The organism is candidate division KSB1 bacterium (genome assembly GCA_022562085.1).
In the GTDB taxonomy this organism is placed as follows: domain Bacteria; phylum Zhuqueibacterota; class Zhuqueibacteria; order Oceanimicrobiales; family Oceanimicrobiaceae; genus Oceanimicrobium.
In genome coordinates this window covers 1-3,713 of the sequence record JADFPY010000409.1, presented here as the reverse complement: position 1 = coordinate 3,713, position 3,713 = coordinate 1, and the positions used below count along the sequence as shown (strand labels likewise).

The window sequence follows — 3,713 nt, the reverse complement described above, 5'->3', positions numbered from 1 at the left end:
GATGAGGCATTTGCTATTGAAGATTCACACAAGGGCCTGCTCTCTGCAAAAGCTGCCAACTTAAAAACTGTTGTGATGCCTGAGGAAACTGTTTGGCACGAGAGTAAATACGATATTGCTGATTTGAAAATAAAATCGCTGCTGGAATTTAGTGAAGAGCACTTCAAACTTTTAAGCAAAAAAAGATCGGTTGACAATAAAACCTAATCTACATAATTTAAATCCATCCGTTAAACATTTCCTAAACTTGGAGTATTTTTTATGATGTCTTGCTTGCACATGAATTCGATGAGAGATGAGACTTTAAAGAGGGGTTCGTCTCAGTCGCTCTTCCCTCTTCGCTCCTCGCTTTTCGTTTTTCTTTTTCTGCTCGCGCTATTATTTGCAGTACAACTAACCTTTGCTCAAACCGTCACCCTGAAAATCATTCAAACCAGTGATATTCACGGCGCGATTTTTCCTTATGATTTTATCAACGACAAAAAGTCCAGCACCTCTTTAGCACAGCTGCAGACTTTTCTCAAACAGGAAAGACAGAAAGATCAGGAAGTCATTTTGCTGGATGCAGGCGACCTGCTGCAAGGGCAGCCGGTGGTTTATTATTACAATTTCGAGAAGCCAAACACGACTCACCTTCTAGCGGAGGTGATGAATTTTATGGGATACGACGCCGGGGCGGTCGGCAATCACGACATCGAGACCGGCCATCCGGTTTACGATAAATTTATCAAAGAACTCGATTTCCCCTGGCTTTCCGCCAATTCGATTAACACAACATCCGGGGAGCCTTATTTTCCACCTTATGCCATTCTAAACAAAGGCGGCCTGAAAATCGCTGTGCTGGGCATGGTGACGCCAAATATTCCTAACTGGCTTCCTGAAAAAATTTGGCAGGGGATGGAGTTTGAGGACATGATCATAGCGGCCAGAAAGTGGGTCAAAATCATTCAGGAAAAAGAAAACCCGGATCTGCTTTTTGGGTTGTTCCATTCCGGGGTTGATTTTAGTTATGGCGGCGTCACGTCGGACACGCCTAAAAATGAAAATGCCTCGCGTCTGATCGCCGAACAGGTTGCCGGATTCGATATTGTGTTTGTCGGTCACGATCACCAGGGATGGAATTTCTCCGTAAAAAATGGGGAAGATGAAGATGTTTACATCCTCGGCCCGAAAAGCGACGCCAGAAATGTGGCGGTTGCCACCGTTCAAATGGAGTTCGACAAAACGACAAACTCCTGGCAAAAAGAGATTCGGGGAGAGCTCATCGAAGTCAAAGATTTTGTGCCGGATGAAGAATTTATGCAAAAATTTGCTCAGGCTTTTGAAGAAGTTAAGAAATACGTTTCCCGGCCTATCGGTACATTCAGTAAAACCATTTCAACCCGGGAAGCCATTTTTGGTAATTCCGCTTTCGTTGACTTGATTCATAACATTCAACTTGATTTAACCAGGGCGGATATCTCATTCGCAGCGCCGCTTTCTTTTAATGCCGCCATTGACGAAGGGGAAGTTTACGTGCGCGATATGTTTAACCTTTACAAATACGAAAACCTGCTCTACACCATGAAATTAACCGGACAGGAAGTAAAGAATTTTCTTGAATACTCCTGCAAATTTTGGTTCAACCGGATGTCCGGCGCGGATGATCATCTTTTAAATTTCGAGAAAGATGAGCAAGGCAACCTGGTGAAATCAAACCGGTCCAGTTCCTATTTACTCACGGGACGGTCTTACAACTTCGACTCCGCAGCCGGAATCAAATACACGGTCGATGTCTCAAAGCCTGCAGGAGACAGAGTCATGATTCTTGCGATGAGCGATGGCACGCCTTTCGACCTGAACAAGGAATATAAAGTGGCCATTAATTCATATCGCGGCAATGGCGGCGGCGGGCATCTTTTGACCGGCGCTAAAATTCCAAAAGCCGAGCTCGCAAAACGGGTCCTTTCATCAACTGAAAAAGATTTGCGCTATTTTCTCATGAAATGGATTGAAAAAACCGGCAGGGTGAATCCGCAAGCGCTCGGCAATTGGCAGGTGATTCCCCAAGATTGGTGGCAAGCGGCCAAAGAAAGAGACGCTGAACTTTTATTCCCAACCGGGACCCATTAGGCCGCTTCAGGACTCGACCGAATGGCTTCTCTCTTCACACACGCCTTCTCAGCGCTTACTTTTTCAAGATTTTTTGCATTTCAAAATCCACCGGTGCGAATTTGGAGCCTGGGGATTTTATGTTCAGTTCTCCCGGACCTGGATGTCATTACATTTGCTTTTGGAATTTCTTACGGTGACTTCTGGGGACACAGAGGCTTTTCCCACTCGATTTTTTTTGCTTTGATTTTTGCCTTCCTTGTCACTCTCATTTTTTTTAAGAACATCGAACCGCGCAGCTCGAAGTGGTTTGCGGTTTTGGGTTATTTTTTCATCTGCACGGCTTCGCACGGCTTTTTCGATGCCATGACCAACGGCGGTTTGGGCGTGGCTTTTTTTGCACCGTTTGACAACACGAGGTATTTCCTGCCCTGGCAGCCAGTCCAGGTTTCGCCAATCGGGGTAGCAAATTTTTTCAGTGAATGGGGCTTAAGAGTCATCATAAGTGAATTTCTTTGGATTTGGCTCCCGGCCCTGGTTCTGGCATTTTTATTTGGAAAATTAAAATCAAAATGAAAACACGCCTCTCGAAAAAAGAAGCCGCAAGACTCGCTTTACACAGTCAGGGCTTGTTAAAAAAAAATCCATTTGGAAAAGGAAAAGGTGGCGTTTTACGAGCTCTCGACCAACTCGGTTACGTGCAAATTGATACAATCTCAGTCATAGAACGTACCCACAATCATACATTCTGGACGCGATTGCCGAATTTCAATCCCGAGGTTCTGGATGAACTCCAGGTCAAAGACAGGAAAATTTTCGAATATTGGAGTCATGCGGAAGCCTACCTTCCGATTGCAGACTACCGCTTCTATTTATACAAAATGCGCGCCATCGCGGCCGGGGAAAAGCATTGGCATGCACCGGATAAAAAAATGATGAAACGTGTTTTAAACCGGTTTAGGGGTGAAGGTCCATTGATGGCAAGGGATTTTAAGCCGCCCGAAGATCATCAAGCCGCTCCCTGGTGGAATTGGAAACCGGCCAAGCGGGCGCTCGAACAACTCTTCATCGAAGGCAAACTGATGATTGTTCGGCGGAATAATTTTCACAAGGTTTACGATTTGCCGGAACGAGTTCTACCCGCTAATTTGGATACCTCTTTGCCGACCACCAAGGAATATTGCTGGTTTCTGATTACCCGGGCGATTCAGGCCCACGGGCTGGTCACAGAGGGGGAAATCGGCTATTTGCGCAAAGGAATCAAGAAAGACGTCAAAACAGCCCTGCAGCAAATGCTGGAAAATGGAAATATTCAAACAGTAAACATTGACGGAATTTCGAACCAAATCTACTACACAACTGAGGAAAATCTTTCAAAGCTTGGGGAAATCCGTGCTTCAAAAAATATTCATCTTCTTTCGCCGTTTGACAATTGTGTTATTCAGCGCAAGCGGGTTCAACAGATATTTGACTTCAATTACCAGCTCGAGTGCTATGTGCCGGCGCAAAAGCGCGTTTACGGATATTTCTGTCTGCCAATTCTTTGGGGTGACAGATTTATCGGTCGGCTCGATCCGAAAGCTGACCGGAAAAGTAAGACTTTTTACATTCGCAACCTCTGT

The 3,713-nt window shown here is 45.2% G+C and carries 4 protein-coding genes; all 4 read left to right on the top strand.

Translation table 11 applies throughout. From position 1 onward, the window contains the following. Positions 1-207: hypothetical protein (locus IH879_21345; GenBank protein ID MCH7677473.1), on the top strand; the 207-nt coding region annotated here is incomplete at its 5' end. 81 nt (positions 208-288) lie between these two features. Next, entirely contained in the window at positions 289-2,112 is a 1,824-nt protein-coding gene (locus IH879_21340) for a bifunctional metallophosphatase/5'-nucleotidase (GenBank protein MCH7677472.1), read from the top strand. Between the two features lie 21 nt (positions 2,113-2,133). Beyond that, entirely contained in the window at positions 2,134-2,667 is a 534-nt protein-coding gene (locus IH879_21335) for a metal-dependent hydrolase (protein ID MCH7677471.1), read from the top strand. Further along, positions 2,664-3,713 (top strand): YcaQ family DNA glycosylase (locus IH879_21330; GenBank protein ID MCH7677470.1); only part of this gene is annotated, 1,050 nt, incomplete at its 3' end. The genes IH879_21335 and IH879_21330, both read left to right, overlap by 4 nt.

Coding starts and splice junctions, on each gene's coding strand:
- IH879_21340 (MCH7677472.1), top strand. CDS start 289: ATGAGAGATGAGACTTTAAAGAGGGGTTCGTCTCAGTCGCTCTTCCCT.
- IH879_21335 (MCH7677471.1), top strand. CDS start 2,134: ATGGCTTCTCTCTTCACACACGCCTTCTCAGCGCTTACTTTTTCAAGA.